This is a genomic window from Cupriavidus sp. 01L46 (genome assembly GCF_056399905.1).
In genome coordinates this window covers 32,236-55,935 of the sequence record NZ_JBFTSF010000008.1, presented here as the reverse complement: position 1 = coordinate 55,935, position 23,700 = coordinate 32,236, and the positions used below count along the sequence as shown (strand labels likewise).

Sequence of the window (23,700 nt, the reverse complement as noted above, 5' to 3'; positions counted from 1 at the left end):
TGGCGAAGCCAACCTGATTGCCCGGCTCGGTGGCGACGAGTTTGTCGGACTGGTCGAGCCGGTCGACGACTGTTCCCTTTTGCACCGCATCATCAAGCGTATCCAGGCCGCGCTCGCATCCGGCTTTGTCGTCAATGGCAAGGAGCTGCAGGTGACGGCAAGCATCGGCGTCAGCTCCTTTCCTGAAGATGGCAATGACGCGCAGACGCTGCTCAAGCATGCCGATCTCGCCATGTATGCCGCCAAGCAACTCGGCAAGAACGGCTTCCAATACTATGTGCGCGAGATGAGCGTGACCTTGCAGAATCGCATCGACATGGAATCGCATCTGCGCAGCGCACTGGAACACAACGAGTTCGTGCTGCACTACCAGCCGCGCATCTCGCTGGACACCAATGCCTGTACCGGCGTCGAAGCGCTGATCCGATGGCACCATCCGAAGCTCGGCATGGTGATGCCCGCGGACTTCATTCCGGTTGCGGAGGAATGCGGGGCCATCGTGCAGATTGGMGCGTGGGTACTGCGTGAGGCCTGCCGCCAGAATGCGCAATGGCTTGCCGACGGCAATGCCCCGATACGCGTCTCGGTCAACCTTTCCGCCAGGCAATTCGCCGACAAGGACCTGAGGCAGGTCGTGCTCGATGCGCTGAAGCAAGCCGGCTTGCCAGGGTATCTGCTCGAACTCGAACTCACCGAAAGCATGGTCATGCGCGATGCCGAGCAAGCGGCGCGCTGGCTGTCGCGCCTGAAGCGAACCGGGGTACGGCTGGCCATTGACGATTTCGGCACCGGCTACTCCTCGCTCGCCTACCTGAGCCGCTTCCCGATCGACACCGTGAAGATCGACCGCTCGTTCATACGGTATCTGCCCGATAGCAGGAGCGATGCGCAAATCACGAGCGCAATCATCGGGCTAGGACATCAGATGGCGCTGGAGGTGGTGGCCGAAGGCGTCGAGAACGAGGATCAACTGGGCTTTCTTCGCCGCGAGGGCTGTGACGAAGTCCAGGGCTACTACTTTAGCCGCCCTATGCCGGCCGAGGACGTCACCGCGTTTCTCGCCGGCCATACCGTGCACGGTCTGCTGCCTGAACAGGGACCGCAGCCGATGCGCGCCTGATTCTGAATTCCGGCGCGCGCCCCAGCGTCAACAACAGGAGGGAACACATCATGACAGCGCAGAAACAGTCGATTGAACGGTCATGGCAAGCCATCGATGCGCTCGATTTCTCGAGGATCAAAGCCAAGCTGCTACATGGCAAGTCCACCCATTGGAGTCCCGAAGGCCTGGCCGATGCCGAGGCCGGCTACCGCAGGTTTCTCAAGCTCGCGGTAAAGTACCCCGACACTCCAGTGGTGCCCAGCGAACAGGTAGACGCGTTCTGGCACGCCCATATTGTCGATACCAGGCGCTATGCAAGCGACTGTGAGCACATCTTTGGCCATGTCCTGCATCATGACCCCTACGTTGGTATCGATGGCCCACAGGATGAAGCCCGCCTGCGCGCGCTGGCCGAGGCAAGTGCCCGACTTGGCGCGCGCGAGTTCGGGTTGAGACCGGCGACGGCGGCCTATTGTGCGGTCACAAGCGAGGCGAAGCCCGCGCTGGGAGCCGAGCCGGCAGACGCCAAGGCTGCGTACTGCGCAATCACCAATGGGACGCAAGCGGCGTACTGCGCGATCACCTCCGGAGTCGTTTCGTCCAGCGGTCGGGACGCGCCTTCTCCTGCGGGGCTGCCGCGTCACTGATGCGTTGCGAAGGGCCGCACCAACTGGCCGTAGGCGCATTCACGGCACCCCGACCACGTCCGGGAGGGGTGCCATTCTGTCGGAGACGATGCGATGATGGATTCATTGCTGTTCAGCAAGCCGTTCACCTTCCTGGCCTGCCCGCCGATTGCAGAGCTCAAAGAAGCCATCGATGCGCTTAACACGTTGCCGGGACACTCGCGCTGGCTCAAGGAGGAAAACGCCATCCGCCGCGATCATGTTCCGGCCTTCGTCGAGCAGAGCCGCCAGGCCCTGGAGGCGCTTGTACCGGGCCGGTCCTTCATGGTCGATAGCCTTGCCGATCGGATTCGGCATACACCACGGGTGCTGCAGGAGTTGCGCGATTACGGTCCGGAGGTGGCAGCCGCCGCTCACTCCTATTTCTACTGGCGCTATTCAGCCGACGTGCTCGGACGGGCGCAGGGCATTCCGCGCAGTGCGCTGGAACGTCAATTCGGCAGGGTGGCGGCACGCGATGGCTCTCACAAGATCATATGGGGCTGCCCGTGTTGCGATCATCCAGCGCGATACCAGGTCGATGGGCTACTTGCCAATCAGCGCCCGGCGCGCCAGGGCGGCTTTGCGCTTGAGTGCGATCACTGCGGGCATCAGGAGCGCGTGTATGCCGGATTCCTGCACTACGGGCGTCTCCAGTGCCAATGCGCTGCGTGCAAGAGCTATGTTGGCGTTCTTGCCTATGACATGGCCAGGGCTGCGCGAAAACTTGCCGAAAATATCGAGAAATACGCCTGGAGCCAAGCTGCCGAGACCCTTGCCGAGATCCAGGAGTACAAGGACGAGTCCCTGCAGATGCTCCAGCGCCGGGCTAGCCCATCACGCAATGCCGCTTCCTTCGCAGTCGAAGTCGCCTCCGGCAGGTACCAGTCGATGCCCGCGATTCTAACGAGCCTGGACCCTGGCCTGAAAGGTTGCATCGAGAAGAATCCCAGGGCTTGGGCGTTGTTGTGCGAACTGCTGCGCGAAGGCGTGGTTGACAACGAGTACCTCATTTACGAGGAAGCTGACCGCGAGCGCGTGGCACTGCAGCTGTCACYGCTAGAAGAGCCTTCCTCCCAAACGGAAGGCTTGCCACAGAAGAATCTTGAAACTCTGCTGCAAGGCTACCAGCCTGCGTCTCGTGAATCCTTTGCTGCGTGGCTGAAAGCAAGCATGCAGCTAAAGATTTTCACCGGCAAGTTCTGTACCGCGGTGGAGGTTACCTGGAAACCCAACGCGCAGCGCTGCGCGTTCATCGCGAGCAGCCAGGTGGAGCATGCCCGGCCGCTCACGCACGAGACGCCAGCAAGATCAGCCACGTCCTTCGTGCCGCCGTCAAAACACCTGCCTCATACGGACGCGGAAATTGAGGCAGTGACGCTACTCAGGTCGCTGGGGTACATTGTGATGGATCCCGCCGTCATTGAAGCACATGGCTACTCAAAACTGGAAGAAAGCACGCCGCTCAACAAGTAGCCCTGCGTAGCAGGCATCGGTGACCGATTCACCGCCAAGCTGGCCGCATTGCGCGGGCGGATACCTGCCTACCGGCACAGATCCGCGGCCGAGGGCGGCGTGGCCCGGCTCAAATCGAAATCGCTCTCTCGCAAGCCCACCGGCGTAAGCGAGACCCAATGCAGTATGGATGGCGAACGCACCAGCCCAAGGCTGCCTGCATAAGTCCATGGAATTGGCGATGGCTGRCTGCCGCGCAACTCGATGGTGCCGGCGGACAGCTTAAGGTGCAGCAGGCGGCCATCCGCCGCAGGCGCGTACGCCATGTCGCCGACCACGGTGATGCCGGCCTCTCGCACGCTTTCCGGCATGCAGGCCAGCGAGGCGCTCACCCTGCCGGCCTTATCCAGCAGATGCGCGAAGCCCTTGCCCAAGTCGGTGGTGCCGACCAGCAGGAAGCTGTCCAGGGCCGGGACATAGGCCACGCTGTAGGTGTAGTACTTCAGCTGGCCATTCAGTGTTTGCATGCCAGTCAGCACGCCGTCGGCGGGCCGATAGACGGCTGTCTTCAGCCTGGCGTGCGTCTCGCCGGGTACGAACTCCTGCCAGGCAAGCAAGGCCGTCTCCTTCGAGCCTGCAATCAATGGCCACCACTCGCGCTTGTTCGGCGCCACCCCGGTGCTTTGCAGCAGCCGGCCGTTGCCGTCATAGGTCTTGAGGTAGACGCCGTTCCCGGTGCCCAGGTTATCCACGCCGCCACCATCGATCCAGTCGTCCGAGTAAAACACCACGAAAGTATTCCCTACCGCCGTCACGTGGCCAGAGTGTCCACCAGACCAGACGTCGGTCGATTTTGCCGCCTGCGATTGAAGGCCCGTGCCGTACACACGATAGCGCTGGCTGACGCCGTTGGTGGTATTGGAGCCATCCTCAAAGGTCAGCATGATGCGGCCCGCGGCATTCTGCGCGACTGATACCGGCTCCTGCGCTTCCTTCTCGGCGACCAGTAGCCGGGGCTTGCCAAGACTGGCCTGGGCCGGGTTCCAATTKGCGACGTAGATGTCATGCGTCCAGTTGCGATCGCGATCCGGGCCGCGCGGCGGCAGGCCGGAGCTGCTGAAGAAGACGTAGGTGGTCTGCCCAGGCCCGCTTGCCGCGCCAATGCCATGCATAAAGGCGCGCCGATCGATCGCCGGGCGGACCTTGGCGGGCTGCCGGGTGTCAGCGCGGCTATTGTTCCTGCCTTCGTTACGCGCGCCCGCCGGCGCGCACAGCAGCGCACCGGCAAGCACTAGAGCAGCGCCACACATCATGRCGAGCGGACGCATGGTGACTCCACAGTTCCTCGTGACAATGCCAAAACCATTCAATGAGGACCTCGCGCGACAGCGGGCGGACCGCCAGCTGTCGCGCGAGGCCAAATCGCGGAGCTGCTCAGGCCAGTTCTTGCTGTAGCGGTGCAACGTGCGAGATCAGGCCGTCTTCATCGTGAAAAGCCACCAGGCGACGGCCCGTGCCCACCGAGAGCACCACATCCTTGGCCAGGTCGAGCGTCGAGATCGGCGCCACCCGGGCAGGCTGTTTCAGGTTGGACACGCTTGTCCCGAAGCGGCGCGCCAATGTCCACGCCGTGAGCGCCAGGCCTATCCCGAGAATGGTCAATGCATCGGGGATGACCTCCCTAAGCGAKAACTCGGTGCTTCCCGTGGAGGCCACGCACCAGTAGATGTAGAACGCCGCAGCTACCCAGATGCTGGCCACCAGCAGGGGCCGCGCCAGCCGATACCAGAGATATCGTCGGACGGCCTTTCCCGGCGCAAGGTGCTGCAGATACTGCCGCAAGGCCGTGCCGGATGTGTCAATGACAGGTTCTTTCATGTCTCACTCCTCCTCAAGAATGCTCTTCAAGCTGCCCGACAACGGGAGATGCGGGCGCAGGTGACCTTGGCGGCGAGGACGCGGGGGCGTCCTCGCGGATGCCGCGGTCGGGGCTGACCCACCTTGCCCGGGTGCGGCGCTGGAGCAACAGCACGCTGGGCAGGGCGATCACCGATGCGACCATGCTGATGTTCCAGAACGCGATCGGGTACCAGATCGTGTCAAGGAAGTAGCGCAGCAGCTTGGTGTCGTAGCAGCGATCGATGACGCAGCCGACCAGGATCTGCATGCAGCAGGTCATAAAGAGCAAGACGCCTGCCCCGCGCGGCATGCCGGAGAAGCGCCAGGCTTCGGGCAGATCGAACAACGCGGTCGCGGCCGTCATCACCAGGGTGAACAGCATGCAATAGGCCCAGATCACGCTGACCGTGTACTCGAGGAAAATCGGCCACATCATCGGCTTGTTCTTGGTGACGATGGGCGCCGCATACTTCCGCAGCACCTGGATGCCGCCCCGTGCCCAGCGCAGACGTTGCCTGAACAGGCCTTTGAACGTTTCCGGCATCAGGATCCAGCTGAGTGCGTGTGGCTCGAAATGCAGCCGCCATCCATTGACCTGCAGCTTCCAGCTGATATCAATGTCTTCGGTCAGCATGTCGGGGCTCCAGTAGCCCACGCCGCGCAGCGCGCTCTTGCGGAACATGCAGATCACGCCAGACACGGTCAGCAGGCGGCCATACATTTCCTGGGTCCGTTTGATCAGGCCCACGATCGACGAGAACTCGCCGACCTGCATGCGCCCCAACAGCGAGGTCCGGGTGCGGATGCGCGGATTGCCGGTGACTGCACCGACCCCGGCGTCCCGCAGGAAGTGACGCAGCATCCAGCCGATCACCTCGCGGTCGAGCAGCGAGTCGCCGTCGATGCACAGCAGGTACTCGGCATCGGTCAGCATTGCCGCGGTGGTCAGGCCAATGGCCTTGCCCTCGTTGCTGGCCTGGTGGATCACCAGCAATTGCGGATACTGATCGATCAGCGCATTCAGGATATCGCCGGTGGCGTCGCTGCTGCCGTCGTTGACGGCGATGATGTTGTAGTTCGGATAGCGCAATTCCGCCAGGTTCGCGATGACCTCGCGCACATTGGCTTCCTCGTTGAAGCAGGGCACGATCACCGACACCTTCGGGTAATCGAGCAACACATCCGCCCGTGTTTTCTTGCGCTCTTTTCTCTCGATCAGGAAGTAGTGAAGCAGGCCACCCGTCATCCATAAGTAGGACATGAACAGTGGGTAGTAGAAGACAAAATTCGAAAGCAGGCTTGCCATATTCTTCATCATCTTCCCCAACCTTGTTTTTATCGGCTCTTGGTCTAAACCTTCATGCCATTGCGCGGCCGCAGCAGGTTCTGCATGGACATGACATCCCGCAGCACCGCCAGGTCTGGCTGGTTCACCATGAACTGGTCGGGGCAGTAGCCGAGGTGCTTCACGCCAGCCATGCGCAGGCGCTGCATCTGATCGCGTAGCGCGGTGCTGGCGACCGGCGCCTGGGTACGGCCGTCGAGTGTCTGCAGCGCGAAGATGGTTTTTGGCAGCGCGCCCGGATGCGCCGCTACGGCCCGGACCAGGCCCTCCAGCCAGGGCGTCGAAGGCGGGCCGCCTCCGGCATCCGCGTAGGCCATCAGGTTGACGAAGTCGTATTGCGCGGCGAATGCATCGATGTCCTGGGCCAGGCGCATGCTCGCATCGGGACGCAGCACCGCATTGGCAGGCAGGCTGCGCACGGTCAGCACGTTGCCGCCGCCCTGATAGTCCTTGACCAGGTCGCCCAGTTGCCGCGTAAAGTCGATCAGGTACCGGAGCTTGGCGTCCGACCATCGTTGCAGCAGATCGGGGTTGGCGCGGATCGCAGCCAGTCCGCGCGGCAACCCCCAGTCCGCGTAGGCCGCAAGCGCCGCGTCGCTCGCGTCTTCGACATCGCTCAGGCTCGCGTCATCGCCAAACACGACGCCGTTCAGACTGGTGTATCTGCCCAGGTCGTAGTAGATATCGCGGATCACGTTGCGGGCGAGCGGGTCGAAGGGGCTGAGCCGTTGCCGCTGGCGCGGGTCGAGGGGCGTGGCCGGCGCGCCCGGCATCACCGCTACCAGCCGGGACGAAGCCGGATGGCCCGCGGGCAGCTTGTAGGCAAGCACCGGCAATGCCGCGTAGACCTGTACGCCAGCTCGGGTGATCAGCTGCCAGGCCGCGCGCGAGAACAGGTCGCTGCGCACCGGCATGTGGCGGTTGGGAAAGTAGAGCGCCTGGGCGGTGCCGCTGCCGTCGGGATCGTGAAACGCCTGCAGGTAGACCGACTTGGGCTCAAGATCCTTGATCCGGTCTATCAGCCGCGACAGCCTGGCCTCCTGGCGATCGGGGTTCGGATCGTACACCTCGTCGAGAGAGACGTTGACAACTCGTTCGACCGGCTGGTTATCGCCGCGATAGGCCGACTGCTGGCGGAACTGGCCCATCATGACACCTGCATCCCAGTCGTAGGAGACCAGCAGGCGCCTGATCTTGGTCAACGGCACCTCGGGCGTATTGGGCCCGTCGTCGAGGGTGAAGTGGACATTCATGCCCAGTTTGTGCGAAGCGCCGATCAGCGCCGCGTTGTACATGCCGTAGGGCCAGACCATCGAACGCACCCGAACCCCGGTTTTCGCCTGGATCATGTCTGAACACGTCTTCAGGTCACCACCGACCCGGTTTTCGTATTCCTGGTCGGTTTCGTAGCGTTTCAGGTCGGCATGGTAGCGGTGCGCGCTGGCCGCCGGTAGTTCGTTGCCCTGAGGATTGGCCACCGCACCGTGGTGCATGTCGTGCGTGTGCGAGGCGATCTCCACCAGGCCTGACTCAGCCATCTCGCGCAGGTTGTCCCAGCTCATGAAATAGCCCGGCGCCATCACCGACTTATGGCTGATGCGCACCGGCTCGTCCCGCGGCGTACCGGTCCAGCGCGACACCACGGCGACCAGGCCTGGGTAGTTGTACTGTTGCAAGAGCGGAARGGCCTTGGTGTACTGGCTCTCGTAGGCATCGTCGAAGGTCAGCAGCACAGCGCGCGGCGGCAGGCGCGGGCCGCCGTTGCGCGAGGCAATGATCTGGTCGACGCTGACCGGGTGGAAGTCGTTGCCCTTGAGCCAGGCGAAGATATTGTTTAGCGTGGCAGTGCTGATCGCACAGGTATCTGCCACTGTTCCCACATCCGCACGCAGGTCGTCCCGGATGTCGTGAAACGCGAGTACGCGGAAGGTCAGCCCGTCGTCGCGATCCTGCGGCGGCAGCAAGGACAGCGCATAGCCGGCGTGCACGCTATTGGTCACCGACAGCGCGCCGGCGAGCCCGATGAATGTTCGGCGATTGAGCTTTTGCATGATGACCTATAGAGGGACGTTGAGGTTGAGGTAGATCAGCTTGGTTGTTTCCCGGTTGGAGTCGAAGCGTCTGCTGCCGATGCCGATGCCGTAGGTGAGCGAAGCCTTGCGGCCAAGCTGCCAGAATTGTTCGAGACGCGCTTCCCACAACATGCTGTCGCCAAAGCCGTCCTGCCGGTAGCCACCTGCGGTGACATACACGCGCTGGCTGAAGGACTTCTCGGCATAGCGCCACGGCGTCCATTGGTACATGGTGCGCAGTTGCGCGGTGTAGTCGCGGCGCGGATTGAAGTAGGCGGTGCCGTCCAGCGTATTGCTGGTGGTACCCACGTCGAGCCAGATCGCCACCTGGTGGCGCGGTTGGTTCAGCAGCCGCTGGTAGGCGGTGCCCTGCCACATCTGGTGAAAGTTGGTGTCGCTGTAGCGCGAGGCGCCGTACATCACATTGAAGTAGCGCGCATCGTCCTGCGAGTAGCGCGCCGATGCCGTGGCGGTGCGGCCTGTCACGCCGGCCTGGTAGGCCTTCAACGGCAACGCGTTGTCGTTGGAGTCGACACCCGCGCCAAAGCGCCAGTCATCATTGGGCTGGAAGGCGACCGTGCCGGTGCCGCCGGTCTTGCCCTGGCCTCCGGTGGACTGATGCAGCTCGGCGGCGGCTTCCCAGCCGTCGCGCCGGAAGTCGCCGCCGAGGCCGTTGCGTATGCGGCTGACGCTCTGGCCATCGCCGGTGTCGCCACGCGCCGTGTACTGGTGCGCGAAGACACGCCAGTAGTCGGCCATCGGCGACGAATAGAGACGGGTGTCAACACCCCAGGCATGATCCGCCAGCACTGCGTTGCCGCGCTCGCCAATGGCGTCGATGACCAGTTGCGGGCGCTCGTAGACACGGTACTCGCGCTGGAAGTTCTTGACGCTGTTGTTGTCGGGGAAATTGCCGTCGAAGGCCGCGGCGACCGCCTTCGCCTGATCGTACTGATGGAGTTGGAGGGCGGTCTTGCCGAGCCCCACCAGGCTTTCGATATCGCCGGGGTGGTCGGCCTGCGACTGCCGGTAGATGCTTTGCGAGGCGTATGGGCGTTCCAGCACCAGCGAACCGTCCGCGCGGGCGGTCAGCAGGGACGGATCGAAGGGGGCATCCTTGCGCAAGGCATCCAGTGCCTGGACGCCCTCTTTGACGTGATTGGTATAGAGGAGGTATTGCGCCTGCAGCTTCTTGACGTGGCCGTACTCGGGATTTGTCTTGTCCAAGTCTTCGGACAGCTCGGTTTGCGCCGGCGTGCTACGGGCCATCATCGAGACCAGTTTGAGCGCCGCCTCGTAATGTCCCTGGTCCAGGTAGGCAAAGAACAAGCTTTCCTGCACGCTAGGACGCGATAGCGCATAAGGCTCGGTAGTCTCCTGGATCGGCTCGATGACCGCCTGCAAGGCCAGTTCGTAGGCGCGCGAGGCAAGGTCGGGCTTATCGAGATAGGCGTAGGCATCGCCCGCGGCGGCATAAGCCGAGCCCGGCAGCGGCTCGTTGGCCAGCGAGAGCTGCTCGTATAGCGCGGTGGCCTCCTTCATGCGCCCGCGCACGGACAATGCCGTGAGGCGATCGGACTGGACCGCGCGCCGCACCCCGTTGTATTCGTCGTCGGCAGGAATCCTGTCTTGCAGTGCCTGGGCTGCGGCAAGCGCGGCGTCGGCGGGAACCAGGCGATCCTGGTCATTGGAAGCGATGGCTTGCTGCCGCGCCCACCGGATTTGCTGGGCAACCACAAGATGCTCCAGCAGCAGCAGATCCCGGCGCGCGAAGACATMCGGGCGTGCGGCGGCCTGTTCCAGCGCCAGTTTTGGGGAACCTGCTTCGGCCAGGGCGAAAATGCGCTCCCTGAGCCTGTCGTTCTCGCCCGCCGATGCGGGTTGCTCCAGCCCGGCCGGCGGCCGCACGCGCGGCATTGCCGGCTTTGCGGTCTCTGCCGCGCAATGCTCGCGGGCGAACAGCGCTAACAGCACGGCCGTGGTCTTGAGCGTGGTCCGCAATCGCTTGCGGCACTGCTGGGATGCGTTCACGTCTTGTTCCCCCGGAATGCCCTGCTGCAAACAAAACGTCTCCCTTGGCGTGCGGCATATCCTTGCCGGCACCAATGCGTGTAACCGGAGAGACGGACATCACACGGCCAACCTGATGGCCCTGTTGCAACGCAACGCGCCAATCCGGTCCACCGAGACATGACCTTGCTGAATCCGACCAGAAATCAAAGCGACCCCGGCGCTGCGCCGGTTGCGCCCTGTTGTTCCCATCCAATGCCTGTCGCGCGCGGCAGCGATCTGTGCTGCAGCGATGCGGCCTATGCCTCTGTATCTTCTCGTTCTGCTTTCGTCTGCCGCAAAAACGGCGGCTTCCTGCCAACCACGTCTCCAGGCGTACCCGTTGCGCCTGCCTTGATGCCTGCTTGGAGGCCGTTTCCAAAAGATGCTAGCGTCGTCGCGCGGGCCTTGCTCGCACCACTTGTACTGTCTGCGGCCGTGCGCCTAGCCAGAACCGCTTCGCTTCATGTTGAAACGGCACTCTTAGTGCTTGTGCGTCATTATTTGGTGATTGGGTGCTATTGCGACAGTCGCCAAAAGCACTAGAGGGACCAGCTGAAAGTTGGAGGTGACCTAAACCGGGAGACCGGCCCCGTGGCCCGGGTGCGGTACGAGGAGGGCGTAATGTGCGCCACGCCGCAAACCGGTGGGACTTCGGTGGGACTTATGGCGGATGGCTGCGAATGCTGCGCGTGTTTGGTCTTGTCGCGGCAATCCAGGGGGGGGAGCGCCATGGCAATCTCACATGCAGCGCGCCCTGCGGCTGTTGTGCGCCGCTTCAAGGTGTCGCCCGCCGACTATCCGGTGGAGGCCACCCACAAGCAACGAACGCAATATGTGATCTTCGAGACAGGACCCCTGGGGACAGGCATGCGCCGGCAGCAATGACCTGCGGCTGGCCCGCCCGGCAACGGCGCGGCCCTCTGTCACCCCCCTACGCAGTTGAAGGAGCGGGCCGAGACCCGCTGTGCAGCTTCGGTCTGCTTCTACCAGTGTCACTGCAGATGCTGGCCCCCATTGATCGCAATGTTTGCGCCAGTCAGGAAAGCCGCTTCACGCGAACATAGGTAGACAATCAAGGCCGCCACCTCCTCCGGCTTCCCCAGGCGGCCAACCGGGATTTGCGGGATGATCCTGGTGTCCAGGATCTCCTGCGGCACCGCTGTCACCATCTTGGTCGCAATGAACCCGGGAGACACGGTGTTGACCGTCACGCCGCTCTTGGCTACCTCGAGCGCCAGCGATTTCGTGAAGCCATGCATGCCTGCCTTGGCCGCTGCATAGTTGGTTTGGCCAAAGCCGCCTTTCGAGCCGATGATGGATGACACATTCACGATCCGCCCCCAGCCGCGCTTGACCATCTCGTCGCACACCGGCTTGGTCATATTGAACACCGAATCGAGATTCGTCCGCATGACCGAGTCCCAGTCAGCTTTTTCCATCTTCCTGAAGCTCGTGTCCCGCGTGATTCCGGCGTTGTTGATCAGAATGTCGACAGGACCAATCTCCGCCCGAATCCTCGCCACACCCAGCTGGCATGAATCGTAATCGGCCACGTCGACCGGAAAGGCATGGAATCGGCGTCCGCTTTCCCCCATCCGCGACAGCCAGCTGGCAACACCCGCGTTCCCCGGGGAGTGGGTCACAACCACCTCACAATCCGCTTCCAGCAGCCTGGTGCTGATGGCCTCTCCCAATCCCCCCATCCCCCCCGTTACCAGGGCTATCCTCGTCGTCATGATTTGAATCCTCCATACACTGCGTTGATGGCCAGGTCGTTGACACGGCCGTGGGAGCAGGTGGCCGAAGCCCAGCCTGCCGCTGGACATGGCCTGCGTTCGCAGCGGCCCCGCGAAGCGAAGGGGCCGCTGCGGCCATCGCGCGGCCTACTGCCGGACGGCTCGGGCAGCCGGTTGCTTCACTGACCTGGAGGCCGCTTCGGCCGCCGTATTAAAGCTGCTCTGCGCAACGTGCGCTGCCTGCTTTGCCGTCGACTGCATGGTCTCGTATAGCGTGTGGGTTGCATCGATTGCCGACTGCCAGGCGGCGACAGCCGCGCTGGAACCTGCTGGCGCAGCGCTCACCGCATTGTCAAGGAGACGCTGCACCCCGCGCTTGTTTTCCTCGTAGTGCGTTTCCGCCGCCTTGTCGAATTCGACCCGCGTCGCGGACGCGATTTCAAAAAATTGCAGGCGATACGAGAGCGCTTTTTCCGTCGCTTGCTTGAGCAACTCGATCTGCAATGCGAAAAATTCCTGGGGGTCCTTGACCGACAGGGCTTTGCGCGCGCCTTCACAAGTCTCGGATAGCGCGCCTTTCGTCGTCTCGATATTCAATGCAAGCAGCTTCTCAAAACCTTCGACAGCTTTGGTCGTCAGACCTGCCGCGGCGTCAATCATCGCCTTCTGCGCAGCCAGAACTTGCTCGGGGGACAGCTGAATCATCTTGCAGCTCCTTAGTGTGACCCACGCCCCGTGCCATCCCATGACAGCACGTTCGCGGCGGAGTCGCGTGAATTGAGCGGCGGCGTAACCGCGGAGGTTCCGGTGCGCAAGAGCCGAGTGCATGCCAGGCGCCTGCAGGCATCTCAGACGGGCGCGCTGCGCCCTTGTCGTGAGGCGGGACGTGCCAAATCCGCTCTGCGGGGGACACGCCTGAAGGCTCTGAGCCAGGCGTAGCCCTGGATTGTTGGCTGAGGCCGGCGAAAGCCCGGCCCAGGCCGTTCGAGGTCGAGCGCTATTGGTTTATGCATCCAGATGCGCCTTCTGAGTTCGCACCCAAAATAACCTCGATTGGCTTGAAACCACAGATCAGATACTTTAGATCAAATTTGTATACTCTGAGATTTAATATTTTAAATTCAGAGTTAATTAATCTTCACATAGAAGATATTTAAATAAATTACCCCCGGAAAGAGGGGATCGAGATCGCAAGGCTCGTTGCAATGCATCAATTGCCTGGGCGCCCGTTACATCGGTGCGACGTGGGCCGTGCCCTGGCTAACGGCGTAGGACCGCAGGCACCGGGTATCTCGCGGAGTCCGTGTTTGGCAAGTGCCTTCGCGAAGTGTCGATCGAGATCGTTTTCGAACAACGATTGCTCATGGGCCTGCATGGCTGCACGGCCGCCTTTCGCCAGGGCGTGCGCAAGAATGCCGGTGTCGGTATGCTGCGGTTAGCTGCCCCAGTCGGTATTGAGTTGCGGTAGCGCAAGCGCGGACATCGCGGCCAGGAACGCCTGCTGATGAAGCGCCACTGAGTCCGTCAGCGTGCCATCGATGTCCAGAACAAGAATGCGGTCAGTTGTCATGGTCAGGCTCTGGTTGGCAGGTAGCGCGCGTGTGGCATGCGAGAAACGCCCCTCCCGACACTGGGCTGGTTAGCTGGCTATCAGGATGTCTTCATAGAAGGCGCCGAATGGCTTGGTGGGATGGGCGATCTGGATCTCCAGAATCCACAGTCCGGTCTTGGGGCACAGTTCATTGTCTCCCAAGTCCCCCGCCCGATAGATCGCATGGGGGAAATCGGATACGCGGTGCCCCTTGATTTCGAGGTTGAGCTTCCAGCCCGCAGCCTCGGCCCTCTGCGCTGCATATTGGTATAGCGCCGGTCCGCCAAGGCCATCTTCACGCCAGCGCGCGCTGACTTCTTGCCAGAGGGTGCGCGCGGCCTCGGCGCAGGCATGCATCTCCGGGTCCTCCCCCACGACGAAGGTATCACCCGCATCGCCTTCATGATCGTCCCAGACAATGCCGAGGTCTATGAAGAAGATGTCATGCGCACCGAGAACATGATCCGGATCTATGCGCTCCTTGAACGTCTTCAGGGTGTTCCGGCCAAAGCGCACGATGATCTGATGCCAGATGCGCTGCATGCCCATCGCTTCGAGCGTGATGCGGGCAAAATCACAGGCCTGTTTTTCGGTCATGCCTGGACGAATGCCCGCGGCAATACGCTGGACCCCTTCGAAGGTCTTGTCCCGCGCGTATTGCATGGCGGGCAATGAGAATTTGGCCCCAACGGCTTCCCGATCCAGCCTTGATGTGCTTTCCATGAAAAATCCAGATGTCGTCATGATTCTGCCGAGTTGAGGCGGGCTGCGGTGCTCCCGCTTGATTTTCGAAATATATCATTGAATATAACGAGTGGGCATTACGACACTCCCGGTCATGCCGAATCGGTTTCTGCGAATCGAAGTGGTGGGGTGGCCGCTCCCGGACGCGATGCGCTCACCGCGCCACCGCGAGGTCATGCGGGCCGCGCGAGAAGTCGCACACAAGCCGGCTGACTTCAGCAATGACATCCAGCGCCGCACTGAAGGCATCGTCCCGGTACACCGCGCAATAGACCAGTGGCGGTGGCATGGGGTCGCTCTTGACCACGCGCAAGAGTCCTTGCTCGATATCCGCGGCGAAGTAGTCCAGGGCAAGCTGGCTGATACCGAGTCCTTCGATGGTCAGTGCTCTCAATACGGTCAGGCTGTTGGTGGCAAATACCTTCTTGAACTTGAATCCATGCTCCCGGCGCCAGGCGCCGTAGAACGTGTTCTTCGCGGACCCGATGGATTGCTCCAGCACCGGATACTGGGCAAATTCCTCGGGCTGCAGCGGCCTGTCGGGTAACGCGAGGGTGGGGCTTGCCATCCACAGGTCTTCCACGCGGCCCACCTCCACTGTCTTGTAGGCTTCGCCCCAGAACGTGCCCGGCAGGATCGCCAGGTCGATCTTGTTTGCCTCCAGGCCTTCAAACAGGTTCATGCCCGCATCCACCACAGGCTCCAGTTGAAGCTCCGGATGCCGGTTCTTCAGTTCCTTGAGCAGCCTGGTCAGCCAGGTCAGCGCGATGAGTTCGGTGACGCCGATGCGGTAGGTGCCGGTGAGCTTGTCGACCTGCCCGACCTCCGCATCGATCCGCTCGCGCAGCCGCATGGCTTCTTCGGCGAGGATCAGGAGCCGGCTGCCGGCATGCGTGGGCACGAGGCCCTTTGGCGTGCGGTGGACGAGTTGCACGCCCAGGACCGCCTCCAGTTCGCCGACACGCTTGGACATGGCCGATTGCGTTGCGTGGAGCTTGGTGGCCGCCGAACTGAAGGATGCATGCGTCACACAGAAGTAGAAGGCTTCCAGTTGCTTGAACGTCACAGACATTTGATTTCCCGATTCTGCGCAGCGACATATTCTCGCACCAACGATGCCATCGTCACGAAAAAATGGAATACCGGTGCAATCCGATTTCTCGTTTTGCCGGGCCGCTGCGGGGGCGGATACTTTCTCCCACGATCCCTTCCATCCTTCCATGGCCACGCCTCATGCTTCAGCTCACCGACCGACTCAACCGAATCAAGCCCTCTCCCAGTTCCATGGCGGGGCAACGCGTGCGAGAGCTCCGCGCGGCGGGGCGCGATGTGATCGGCCTCACCGCCGGGGAGCCGGACTTCGAGACGCCGGCCCACATCCGGGAGGCCGCCTGGGGCGCGATGCAAGCCGGCAAGACGCGCTACACCGATGTGGGCGGCACGGCCGAGCTGCGCCACGCCGCCGCGCAGAAGTTCAAGCGGGAGAACGGTCTCGACTATGCGGCCAGCGAGATCATCGTCAGCACCGGCGCCAAGCAGGTCATCTTCAATGCGCTCATGTGCACGGTGCAACAGGGCGACGAGGTCATCGTGCCCGCGCCATACTGGGTGTCATACCCGGATATCACGCTGTTTGCCGGTGGCGTGCCGGTGTTCGTGGCATGCAGGCCGGAGAACGGGTTCAAGCTCACGCCCGAGGATCTCGAGCGGGCCATCTCAGCGCGGACCCGCTGGCTGATCCTCAATTCGCCGAACAACCCCAGTGGTGCCGCCTATACCCGTACGGAACTGGTTGCCCTTGCCGAGGTACTGGAGCGTCATCCGCACGTCTGGGTGATGACGGATGACATCTACGAGCACCTCACCTACGACGGCGCCGCCTTTGTCACACTGGCGCAAGCCGCTCCGTCACTGAAGGCACGCACGCTGACGATCAACGGCGTCTCGAAGGCCTACGCGATGACGGGCTGGCGCATCGGCTACGCCGGCGCGCCGGCGCCGCTCATCAAGGCGATGGTGAAGCTGCAATCGCAAAGCACGTCCGGCGCCAATTCGGTGGCGCAGGCCGCGGCAATCGCGGCGCTGGATGGCCCGCAGGATTTCATCGCGGCCAACAAGGCGGTGTTCCAGGCGCGCCGGGACAGGGTCGTCGCCGCGCTCGGGCAGGTCGACGGCATTCACTGCCAGGCGCCGGCCGGGGCATTTTATGTCTTTGCGTCGTGCGAAGCGCTGATCGGCGCGCGCACACCGCACGGCTCGGTGATCCGGTCCAGCGACKACTGGGTCAACTGGCTGCTGGACTCGCAGGATCTCGCGGTATTGCAGGGTTCCGCCTACGGCGTCGATACGCACTTCCGGCTTTCGTTTGCCGCCAGCATGGCGCAGCTGGACGAGGGCTGCCGCCGGATCGAAGCCGCGGCCGCCGCATTGATTCGCTAGGCATCGCACGACCTTCCTTCACTCCATCCACCAGGGCGCACCATGAACTTTCTGCTGAAGTGTCTTCGACTCGCCGCGGCGGGCTTGCCGCTGCTTGCCACGGCTGCCCATGGCGAGCCCGCGTATCCCTCGAGGCCGATCCGCATCCTTGTGGGCTTTTCTCCTGGTGGCTCGAACGATATCGTCGCCCGTCTGCTGGCGCCCAAGCTGTCCGAGGCCCTGGGCCAGCAGGTGCTCATCGACAACCGCCCCGGCGCCGGCGGCAACATCGCTGCCGACACCATGCTGAAAGCGCCCGCCGATGGCCACACCCTGATGATCTGCACCACGGGGATGCTGTCCATCCAGCCGTCCTTGCAGAAGCTCAGCTACGATCCGCAGACCGACATCATTCCCGTGTCCCTGATCGCCAACACGCCGTACATCGCGCTGGTCAACGCGGCGCTGCCCATCCACAACGTCAAGGAACTGATCGCATATGCCAAGGCCAATCCGGGCAAGCTGAACTTCGCTTCGTCCGGCAATGGCACGGCGGGCCACCTCGCGGGCGAAATGCTCAAGCTGCGCGCCGGCATCAACATCGTCCACGTGCCTTACAAGGGCACGGGCCAGGCCATGACGGACCTGCTTGGCGGCCAGGTCTCGCTGATCTTCGACCAGCCCATCAGCTCCCTGCCGTACGCCAAATCCGGAAAGCTGCGCGTGCTTGGCGTGGCGTCGCTGCAGCGCCTGCAGTCGCTGCCCGACGTGCCAACCTTTGCGGAGTCGGGCGTGCCTGGGTTTGACCCCGTGGCGTGGACCGGGCTTTGCGCCGCCAAGGGCACGCCGGCCAGCGTGGTGGCGCGCTTGCAGCACGACGTGGCGCAGGTGCTGCGCCAGCCGGACGTGGCACAGCGCCTGAGCCAGGACGGCATGGAAGTGGTTGGCAGCACGTCGGATAAATTCCGCGAGTTCCTGGTCTCCGACAAGCGCAAATGGGTGGGCGTGATCAAAGAAGCCAACGTCACGCTGAATTGAAGGGACACGGCATGGAAATCGACATCGACATCGACATGAACATCGAGAGCAACCTGCCGGATATGGTCCGGGATTTCGCGCGTGTTCGCCCGGACCTGGTCGAGCAGGCGTCCCGGTTCGCCGCCTCGATCTTCGCGGATGTGGCGGGGCGCCGGGGCGGCATGCACGGGCGCATCGCACCGCTCGATCGCGCCAGCCGCTTCTGCGGGACCGCGCTCACGGTCGAAGTCCGGCCGGGAGACAACCTGATGATTCACGCCGCCATGGCGCTCGCAAAGCCAGGCGATGTGATCGTGGTGGACGGCAAGGGCGACCAGTCTTGCGCGCTGATGGGGGCCATCATGGCGAACCAGTGCAAGGCGCTTGGCGTGGCGGCGGTGGTGCTGGACGCGGCATCGCGCGACGCCGACGAGATTCGCGAGCTGGGCTTTCCGATGTATTCCGTGGGCACGAATCCCAATGGCCCCACCAAGCTTGTGCCCGGTCGCGTCAACCATCCGATCCAATGCGGCGGCGTTACGGTCAGGGCCGGTGATCTCGTGATCGGCGACGCCGATGGCGTGGTGGTGGTCGAGCGCGAAAAGGTGGCCGAGCTGATCGGGAAGGCGGCCGAGAAGGTGGCGGCGGAGCGCAAACGGATCGATGGCATCCGGTCCGGCCAGGCGTTGCGCCCGGCCTGGCTCGACGCGTCCTTGCAGGCGGCGGGCGTGCTCAAGGCGGGCGAGGCGCTCTGAGCGCAGCAGGCACTCTGGGTCTGTCCCAGGCCCTGGCCCGTCCGATATAAATAGAATTAACAAGAATTGTTATCAATATCTTTCTTGTCTAATTTAGGTACCCCACGTTGTCCCCATGCCATCAGCGATCTTACTAGTGGACGAAATAACTTCTGTGCGTCATATTTCCCCTTAATACTTCCTTAAGTATTCACGCTATACCGTACAACTTTAGTCAAATCCTTACTTTGAGGGCTGGCCGAAATGACGTTGGAGGGGCTCGCTGGTCCGGCAGTTGCATGGCTCGCGGCAGGATATGCCGTGGCGGCGGCGTGGATCAGCCGACGCGCCTCGCCCGGCCCGGCGCCCGCCTGCGAAGCCCCGGATAGCTCCAGCATCCGTCCGGTGAGCGTGCTCAAGCCGCTTTGCGGCGCCGAGCCGCATCTCTATGAAAACCTGGCCACGTTGTGCCGGCAACAGCACCCCGCCTACCAGATCGTGTTCGGCGTGCGCGCTGCCGACGATCCCGCCATTGGCGTCGTGGAGCGCTTGCGCGCCGATTTCCCCGCCTGCGAGATCGATCTGGTCATCGATCCCCGGGTGCATGGCAGCAATCTCAAGGCCAGCAACCTGATCAACCTCTGCGCCAGCGCGCGCCACGCATGGCTGGTGGTCGCCGATAGCGACATTGCCGTGGCGCCGGATTATCTGGCACGCGTTACCGCCCCCCTGGCCGATGCCCGGGTCGGTGTGGTGACCTGCCTGTATCGCGGCCATCCGGTTGGTGGCTTCTGGTCGCGCCTGGGGGCGGGATTTATCGACCACTGGTTCGCGCCTTCGGTGCGGATCGCCCACGCGGGCGGCTCCCGCAGTTTTTCCTTTGGCGCCACTATTGCGCTGCGGCGTGATGCGCTGGCCGCAATTGGCGGGTTTGAAGCGCTCTCCAATCGCCTTGCCGACGATTTCTGGCTGGGCGAGCTGGTTCGGCGCCAAGGGCTGGAGACGGTGCTGTCGGATGAAATGGTCACCACCGATGTGACTGAATCAAGACTTGTTGATCTCTGGGCGCATGAATTGCGGTGGATGCGCACCATCCGCTCGCTCAATCCGGCTGGCTTCGCCTTCACCTTCATCACGTTCACCTGGCCAATGCTGGCGCTGGCCGCCTGGATTTCGCCGCAGCCGCTAGTGCTGGCCGCGGTGGTGATGGGCGGGCTCGCACGCAGTTTCCTGGCTGGCGGCCTCGGCGCCACCCTGATGGCGCCGCTGCGTGATACTTTGCTGCTCGTGGAGTGGGCGGTAGCCCTGGCCGGATCGCAGGTGCGTTGGCGCGATCGGATATTGCCGGTGCGAGACCCTTCCGCGGCCGACGCGCCGCTGCAGCCGCGCGCGCCGGCGGCGCGTGCGGGCATGGAACCTTACCAGGGTGCTGGCGTAACGCTTCGCCCCCTTCCCTTGATGACGGAGGGGACGGACAATGGCGTGCCGGAACGCCAGTCGTCCCGTTCGAAAAACGGCTTGAATCCCCCGAGGCTGCTATGAAAACCTTGTTCCTCCAGGTGCCTTCCTTCGATGGCTTTGACGGTGGTGCCGGCTCGCGCTACCAAGCCAAGCGCGAAATCAAATCGTTCTGGTACCCGACGTGGCTGGCGCAGCCCGCCGCCCTGGTGCCGGGCAGCCGCGTGCTCGATGCGCCCGCCGACGGCCTGGGTGTGCAGGAAACGCTGGATATCGCCGCCGGCTATGAGCTCGTCATCATCCACACGAGCACGCCGTCCTTTCCCACCGATGCCAAGTTCGCGGAAGAACTCAAGGCACGCCATCCCGGGGTGATGATCGGCATKGTAGGCGCCAAGCCCGCCGTCGACCCCGGCGGCACGCTCGGCGCGAGCCCCGCCATCGATTTCGTGTGCCGCGAGGAATTCGAMTACACCTGCCAGGAGRTGGCCGCCGGCAAGCCGCTCAAGGACGTGCTCGGCCTGAGCTACAAACTGCCCGATGGCTCGCAGGAGCACAACGGCCCGCGCCCGATGATCGAGAACATGGACGAGCTGCCTTTCGTGGCGCCCGTCTACAAGCGCGACCTGAAGATCGACAACTACTTCATCGGCTACCTGAAGCACCCCTACGTCTCGATCTATACCGGGCGTGGCTGCCGCTCCAAGTGCACCTTCTGCCTGTGGCCGCAGACCGTGGGCGGGCACCGCTACCGTACGCGCTCCCCGCAGAGCGTGGTCGCCGAGGTCAAATGGATCAAGGAGAACATGCCTGAGGTCAAGGAGATCATGTTCGACGACGACACCTTCACGGATTTCAAGCCGCGCGTGGAGGAGATCGCGCGAGAGCTGGGCAAGCTGGGCGTGACATGGTCCTGCAATGCCAAGGCCAACGTGCCCTACAGCACGCTCAAGATCATGAAGGAAAACGGCCTGCGCCTGCTGCTGGTGGGCTACGAGTCCGGCGACGACCAGATCCTGCTGAATATCAAGAAGGGCCTGCGCACCGATATCGCGCGCCGCTTCACCGAGGACTGCCGCAAGCTCGGCATCATCATCCACGGCACCTTCATCCTCGGCCTGCCGGGTGAAACGCGCGAGACGATCGAGAAGACCATCGCCTACGCCAAGGACATCAATCCGCACACGATCCAGGTCTCGCTGGCAGCGCCCTATCCGGGCACCACGCTATACCGGCAGGCGGTGGAAAACGGCTGGCTGGAAGACAACAAGGTGATCAACCTGGTCAACGACAAGGGCGTGCAGCTGGCCGCGATCAGCTATCCGCACCTGAGCAAGGAAGAGATTTACCACGGCGTGGAAACGTTCTATAAGTGCTTCTACTTCCGTCCGGGCAAGATCTGGGAAATCGTGCGCGAGATGCTGGGCAGCTGGGACATGATGAAGCGCCGCCTGCGCGAAGGGGTGGAGTTCTTCCGCTTCCTGCGCTCGCACGAGGCCTGACCCTGGCAAGCGATCCTGTGGCGTCCGATGATCCTGCGCGGCGTGCCCTGATCATCACCGCCGACGATTTCGGCCTGCACGGCGGCGTCAACGAAGCGGTGGAGCTGGCGCACCGCGATGGCGTGCTGAACGCCGCCAGCCTGATGGTGGGCGCGAGCGCGGCCGCCGACGCGGTGGCGCGCGCCAGGCGCCTGCCGCGCTTGCGCGTGGGCCTGCATGTGGTGCTGGCCGACGGCCCGGCCGTGCTGGCCCSGGCTGCCATTCCGGCGCTGGTGGACGCGCATGGCCGCTTCGGCTCGGCCATGGCGCGTGACGGCTTCCGTTTTTTCTTCCTGCCGCATGTGCGGCGCCAGCTGGCCGCGGAGATCCGCGCCCAGTTCGAGGCGTTCGCCGCCACCGGGCTGACGCTGGACCACGTGAACACCCACAAGCATTTCCATTTGCATCCCACCGTGTTGTCCCTGATCTTGCAGATCGGCCGCGAGTTCGGCCTGCGCGCCATGCGCCTGCCCAGCGAGCCTGCGGCGCTGCTGCTGCTGCGGCCCTGGCTGGCCCTGCTGCGCAGGCGGCTGGACCTGGCCGGCATTGCCCACAACGACTACGTGCTCGGCATCGCCAATAGCGGCGGCATGGACGAAGCCACCTTGCTGGCCGCGCTGGCGGCGCTGCCGGCGGGCGTGGGCGAGATCTACCTGCATCCCGGCGTGGTCTCCGGCGCCGAGGTCGCACCCAGCATGCATGGCTATCGCCATGCCGACGAGCTGGCCGCGCTGCTCTCGCCCCGCGTGCGCGAGGCGCTGGAGCGCACCGGTGTGCGCCGCGGCGGCTTTACCGACATCTTTGGCGCGCCCGGTGCCCTGGCTCCCGCATGAAGCGCCTGATCTACCTGACCGGGCTGTTGGGCATGCTGGCCCTGACGGCACTGGTGCTGCACGAAGGCGCGGCCGACATTGGCCGCATCGTTGGCCAGGCCGGCTGGCCGCTGCTGCTGCTGGTGCCCTTCCACGCGCTGCCGCTGCTGCTGGACGCGCAAGGCTGGCGGGTGTTGCTGACTTCAGCCGATCCCGATGAGTCCGCCGGCCTTGCCTTCCTGTGGTGGGTGGCCACCGTGCGCGAGGCGGTCAACCGGCTGTTGCCTACCGTGGGTGTGGGTGGCGAGCTGGTTGGCATCCGGCTGACCAGCTTGCGCATCACGGATACCACGGCAGTGACCGCCAGCATCGTGGTGGAGGTCATGGTGACGCTGTTCGCGCAGTACCTGTTCTCCGCGCTCGGCGTGGTGTTGCTGCTGCTGGCGCTCGGTGGCGGCGATGGCCAGGCCTGGGTGATCCTGGCGGGCCTGCTGCTGTCCTTGCCGGTGCCAGTGCTGTTTGCGCTCTCGCTGCGCCATAGCGCGCTGTTCGAGCGGCTGGAGGGTGCCGCGCGGCGCTTGTTCGGCACGGACCACCGGGTGGTCGCGCTGATCGACGGCGCCCGGCTCGACGCGCAGATCCGTGCGCTGAATGCGCGCCGCCGCGAATTGCTGGCCGCGCTGTGCTGGCAGTTCGCCGGCCTGGCCTTGGGCGCGGCGGAGATCTGGTTCGCGCTGTGGCTGCTGGGCCATCCCGTCCCGCTCTGGCAGGCGCTGGCGATCGAGTCGCTGACCCAGGCCGTGCGCCATGTGGCCTTCTTTGTGCCGGCCGGCCTTGGCGTGCAAGAGGCGGTGATGATGCTGCTGGGCCACCTGCTTGGCGTCGACCCGCAGGTGGCATTGTCGCTGGCGCTGGTCAAGCGCGCGCGCGAGGTGCTCTTCGGCATCCCGGCGCTGCTGTCGTGGCAGTGGGTGGAGCTGCGGCGCTGGCGGCGCGCAGCCGTGTAGCGGTGTAGCGGTGCATGCCCCCCGGCCGGGCCGGCCAAGGGGCGCATCAGCA

At 63.6% G+C, this 23,700-nt stretch carries 20 protein-coding genes; 10 read left to right on the top strand and 10 right to left on the bottom strand.

What is annotated here, in order from left to right; genetic code table 11:
- The 3 genes from AC1DS3_RS02995 to AC1DS3_RS02985 form a co-directional block, all read left to right on the top strand.
- The coding region (locus AC1DS3_RS02995) for a putative bifunctional diguanylate cyclase/phosphodiesterase (RefSeq protein WP_477126659.1) at nt 1-1,120 on the top strand (1,120 nt) is incomplete at its 5' end.
- Between the two features lie 50 nt (nt 1,121-1,170).
- On the top strand, nt 1,171-1,749 hold the full coding sequence (locus AC1DS3_RS02990; protein WP_441635603.1) for a glycine-rich domain-containing protein: 579 nt from the start codon (nt 1,171-1,173) through the stop codon (nt 1,747-1,749).
- A gap of 93 nt (nt 1,750-1,842) precedes the next feature.
- Complete coding sequence (locus AC1DS3_RS02985; RefSeq protein ID WP_477126658.1) at nt 1,843-3,243, top strand: hypothetical protein; 1,401 nt, start codon at nt 1,843-1,845, stop codon at nt 3,241-3,243.
- Between the two features lie 68 nt (nt 3,244-3,311).
- Here the strand turns inward: AC1DS3_RS02985 and AC1DS3_RS02980 are convergent, their stop codons facing one another.
- The 10 genes from AC1DS3_RS02980 to AC1DS3_RS02935 all read right to left on the bottom strand — a co-directional run bounded on the left by AC1DS3_RS02980 (nt 3,312) and on the right by AC1DS3_RS02935 (nt 15,733).
- Nucleotides 3,312-4,550, bottom strand: a complete 1,239-nt coding sequence (locus tag AC1DS3_RS02980) for a hypothetical protein (RefSeq protein WP_477126657.1) — start codon at nt 4,548-4,550, stop codon at nt 3,312-3,314.
- 106 nt (nt 4,551-4,656) lie between these two features.
- Nucleotides 4,657-5,100 carry a hypothetical protein gene (locus AC1DS3_RS02975; protein WP_477126656.1) on the bottom strand — a complete coding sequence of 148 codons (444 nt, stop codon included), beginning with the start codon at nt 5,098-5,100 and terminating at the stop codon, nt 4,657-4,659.
- A gap of 13 nt (nt 5,101-5,113) precedes the next feature.
- Nucleotides 5,114-6,436 (bottom strand): poly-beta-1,6-N-acetyl-D-glucosamine synthase, encoded by a 1,323-nt coding sequence (pgaC, locus tag AC1DS3_RS02970; protein ID WP_441635696.1) that lies wholly within the window; start codon nt 6,434-6,436, stop codon nt 5,114-5,116.
- A gap of 35 nt (nt 6,437-6,471) precedes the next feature.
- Nucleotides 6,472-8,517: a poly-beta-1,6-N-acetyl-D-glucosamine N-deacetylase PgaB gene (gene pgaB, locus AC1DS3_RS02965; protein WP_477126655.1), complete on the bottom strand. Its 2,046-nt coding sequence runs from the start codon at nt 8,515-8,517 to the stop codon at nt 6,472-6,474.
- 6 nt (nt 8,518-8,523) lie between these two features.
- Entirely contained in the window at nt 8,524-10,569 is a 2,046-nt protein-coding gene (gene pgaA, locus AC1DS3_RS02960) for a poly-beta-1,6 N-acetyl-D-glucosamine export porin PgaA (protein ID WP_477126654.1), read from the bottom strand.
- 1,013 nt (nt 10,570-11,582) lie between these two features.
- Nucleotides 11,583-12,326, bottom strand: a complete 744-nt coding sequence (gene phbB, locus AC1DS3_RS02955; RefSeq protein ID WP_441635591.1) for an acetoacetyl-CoA reductase — start codon at nt 12,324-12,326, stop codon at nt 11,583-11,585.
- A gap of 147 nt (nt 12,327-12,473) precedes the next feature.
- A complete protein-coding gene (locus AC1DS3_RS02950) occupies nt 12,474-13,031 on the bottom strand; it encodes a phasin family protein (protein WP_441635589.1) in 558 nt (185 codons plus the stop codon).
- Between the two features lie 730 nt (nt 13,032-13,761).
- Complete coding sequence (locus AC1DS3_RS02945) at nt 13,762-13,896, bottom strand: hypothetical protein (protein ID WP_441635587.1); 135 nt, start codon at nt 13,894-13,896, stop codon at nt 13,762-13,764.
- A gap of 69 nt (nt 13,897-13,965) precedes the next feature.
- A complete protein-coding gene (locus tag AC1DS3_RS02940) occupies nt 13,966-14,640 on the bottom strand; it encodes a M24 family metallopeptidase (RefSeq protein WP_441635585.1) in 675 nt (224 codons plus the stop codon).
- 175 nt (nt 14,641-14,815) lie between these two features.
- Complete coding sequence (locus AC1DS3_RS02935) at nt 14,816-15,733, bottom strand: LysR family transcriptional regulator (RefSeq protein ID WP_441635583.1); 918 nt, start codon at nt 15,731-15,733, stop codon at nt 14,816-14,818.
- Between the two features lie 161 nt (nt 15,734-15,894).
- Here AC1DS3_RS02935 and AC1DS3_RS02930 point away from each other — a divergent pair, with 161 nt between their 5' ends.
- The 7 genes from AC1DS3_RS02930 to AC1DS3_RS02900 all read left to right on the top strand — a co-directional run bounded on the left by AC1DS3_RS02930 (nt 15,895) and on the right by AC1DS3_RS02900 (nt 23,648).
- Entirely contained in the window at nt 15,895-17,100 is a 1,206-nt protein-coding gene (locus AC1DS3_RS02930) for a pyridoxal phosphate-dependent aminotransferase (protein ID WP_477126653.1), read from the top strand.
- 42 nt (nt 17,101-17,142) lie between these two features.
- Nucleotides 17,143-18,117, top strand: coding sequence for a Bug family tripartite tricarboxylate transporter substrate binding protein (locus tag AC1DS3_RS02925; RefSeq protein WP_441635579.1), 975 nt, complete (start codon nt 17,143-17,145; stop codon nt 18,115-18,117).
- 35 nt (nt 18,118-18,152) lie between these two features.
- Nucleotides 18,153-18,851, top strand: a complete 699-nt coding sequence (locus tag AC1DS3_RS02920; RefSeq protein WP_441635694.1) for an RraA family protein — start codon at nt 18,153-18,155, stop codon at nt 18,849-18,851.
- Nucleotides 18,852-19,094: 243 nt separating this feature from the next.
- A complete protein-coding gene (hpnI, locus tag AC1DS3_RS02915; protein ID WP_441635577.1) occupies nt 19,095-20,372 on the top strand; it encodes a bacteriohopanetetrol glucosamine biosynthesis glycosyltransferase HpnI in 1,278 nt (425 codons plus the stop codon).
- Nucleotides 20,369-21,790 (top strand): hopanoid biosynthesis associated radical SAM protein HpnJ, encoded by a 1,422-nt coding sequence (hpnJ, locus tag AC1DS3_RS02910; protein WP_477126652.1) that lies wholly within the window; start codon nt 20,369-20,371, stop codon nt 21,788-21,790. Before hpnI ends, hpnJ begins: the two co-directional genes overlap by 4 nt.
- A gap of 17 nt (nt 21,791-21,807) precedes the next feature.
- Nucleotides 21,808-22,662 (top strand): hopanoid biosynthesis-associated protein HpnK, encoded by an 855-nt coding sequence (hpnK, locus tag AC1DS3_RS02905; RefSeq protein ID WP_477126651.1) that lies wholly within the window; start codon nt 21,808-21,810, stop codon nt 22,660-22,662.
- Nucleotides 22,659-23,648, top strand: coding sequence for a lysylphosphatidylglycerol synthase domain-containing protein (locus tag AC1DS3_RS02900; RefSeq protein WP_441635571.1), 990 nt, complete (start codon nt 22,659-22,661; stop codon nt 23,646-23,648). Before hpnK ends, AC1DS3_RS02900 begins: the two co-directional genes overlap by 4 nt.
- Nucleotides 23,649-23,700: the final 52 nt, after the last annotated feature.

What these genes read in the sequence shown, in the direction of transcription:
- AC1DS3_RS02990 (WP_441635603.1), top strand. Translation starts at nt 1,171, where the DNA reads ATGACAGCGCAGAAACAGTCGATTGAACGGTCATGGCAAGCCATCGAT.
- AC1DS3_RS02945 (WP_441635587.1), bottom strand. Translation starts at nt 13,896, where the DNA reads ATGACAACTGACCGCATTCTTGTTCTGGACATCGATGGCACGCTGACG.
- AC1DS3_RS02925 (WP_441635579.1), top strand. Translation starts at nt 17,143, where the DNA reads ATGAACTTTCTGCTGAAGTGTCTTCGACTCGCCGCGGCGGGCTTGCCG.
- phbB (WP_441635591.1), bottom strand. Translation starts at nt 12,326, where the DNA reads ATGACGACGAGGATAGCCCTGGTAACGGGGGGGATGGGGGGATTGGGA.
- pgaC (WP_441635696.1), bottom strand. Translation starts at nt 6,436, where the DNA reads ATGAAGAATATGGCAAGCCTGCTTTCGAATTTTGTCTTCTACTACCCA.
- AC1DS3_RS02940 (WP_441635585.1), bottom strand. Translation starts at nt 14,640, where the DNA reads ATGGAAAGCACATCAAGGCTGGATCGGGAAGCCGTTGGGGCCAAATTC.
- hpnI (WP_441635577.1), top strand. Translation starts at nt 19,095, where the DNA reads ATGACGTTGGAGGGGCTCGCTGGTCCGGCAGTTGCATGGCTCGCGGCA.
- AC1DS3_RS02920 (WP_441635694.1), top strand. Translation starts at nt 18,153, where the DNA reads ATGAACATCGAGAGCAACCTGCCGGATATGGTCCGGGATTTCGCGCGT.
- AC1DS3_RS02935 (WP_441635583.1), bottom strand. Translation starts at nt 15,733, where the DNA reads ATGTCTGTGACGTTCAAGCAACTGGAAGCCTTCTACTTCTGTGTGACG.
- AC1DS3_RS02950 (WP_441635589.1), bottom strand. Translation starts at nt 13,031, where the DNA reads ATGATTCAGCTGTCCCCCGAGCAAGTTCTGGCTGCGCAGAAGGCGATG.
- AC1DS3_RS02900 (WP_441635571.1), top strand. Translation starts at nt 22,659, where the DNA reads ATGAAGCGCCTGATCTACCTGACCGGGCTGTTGGGCATGCTGGCCCTG.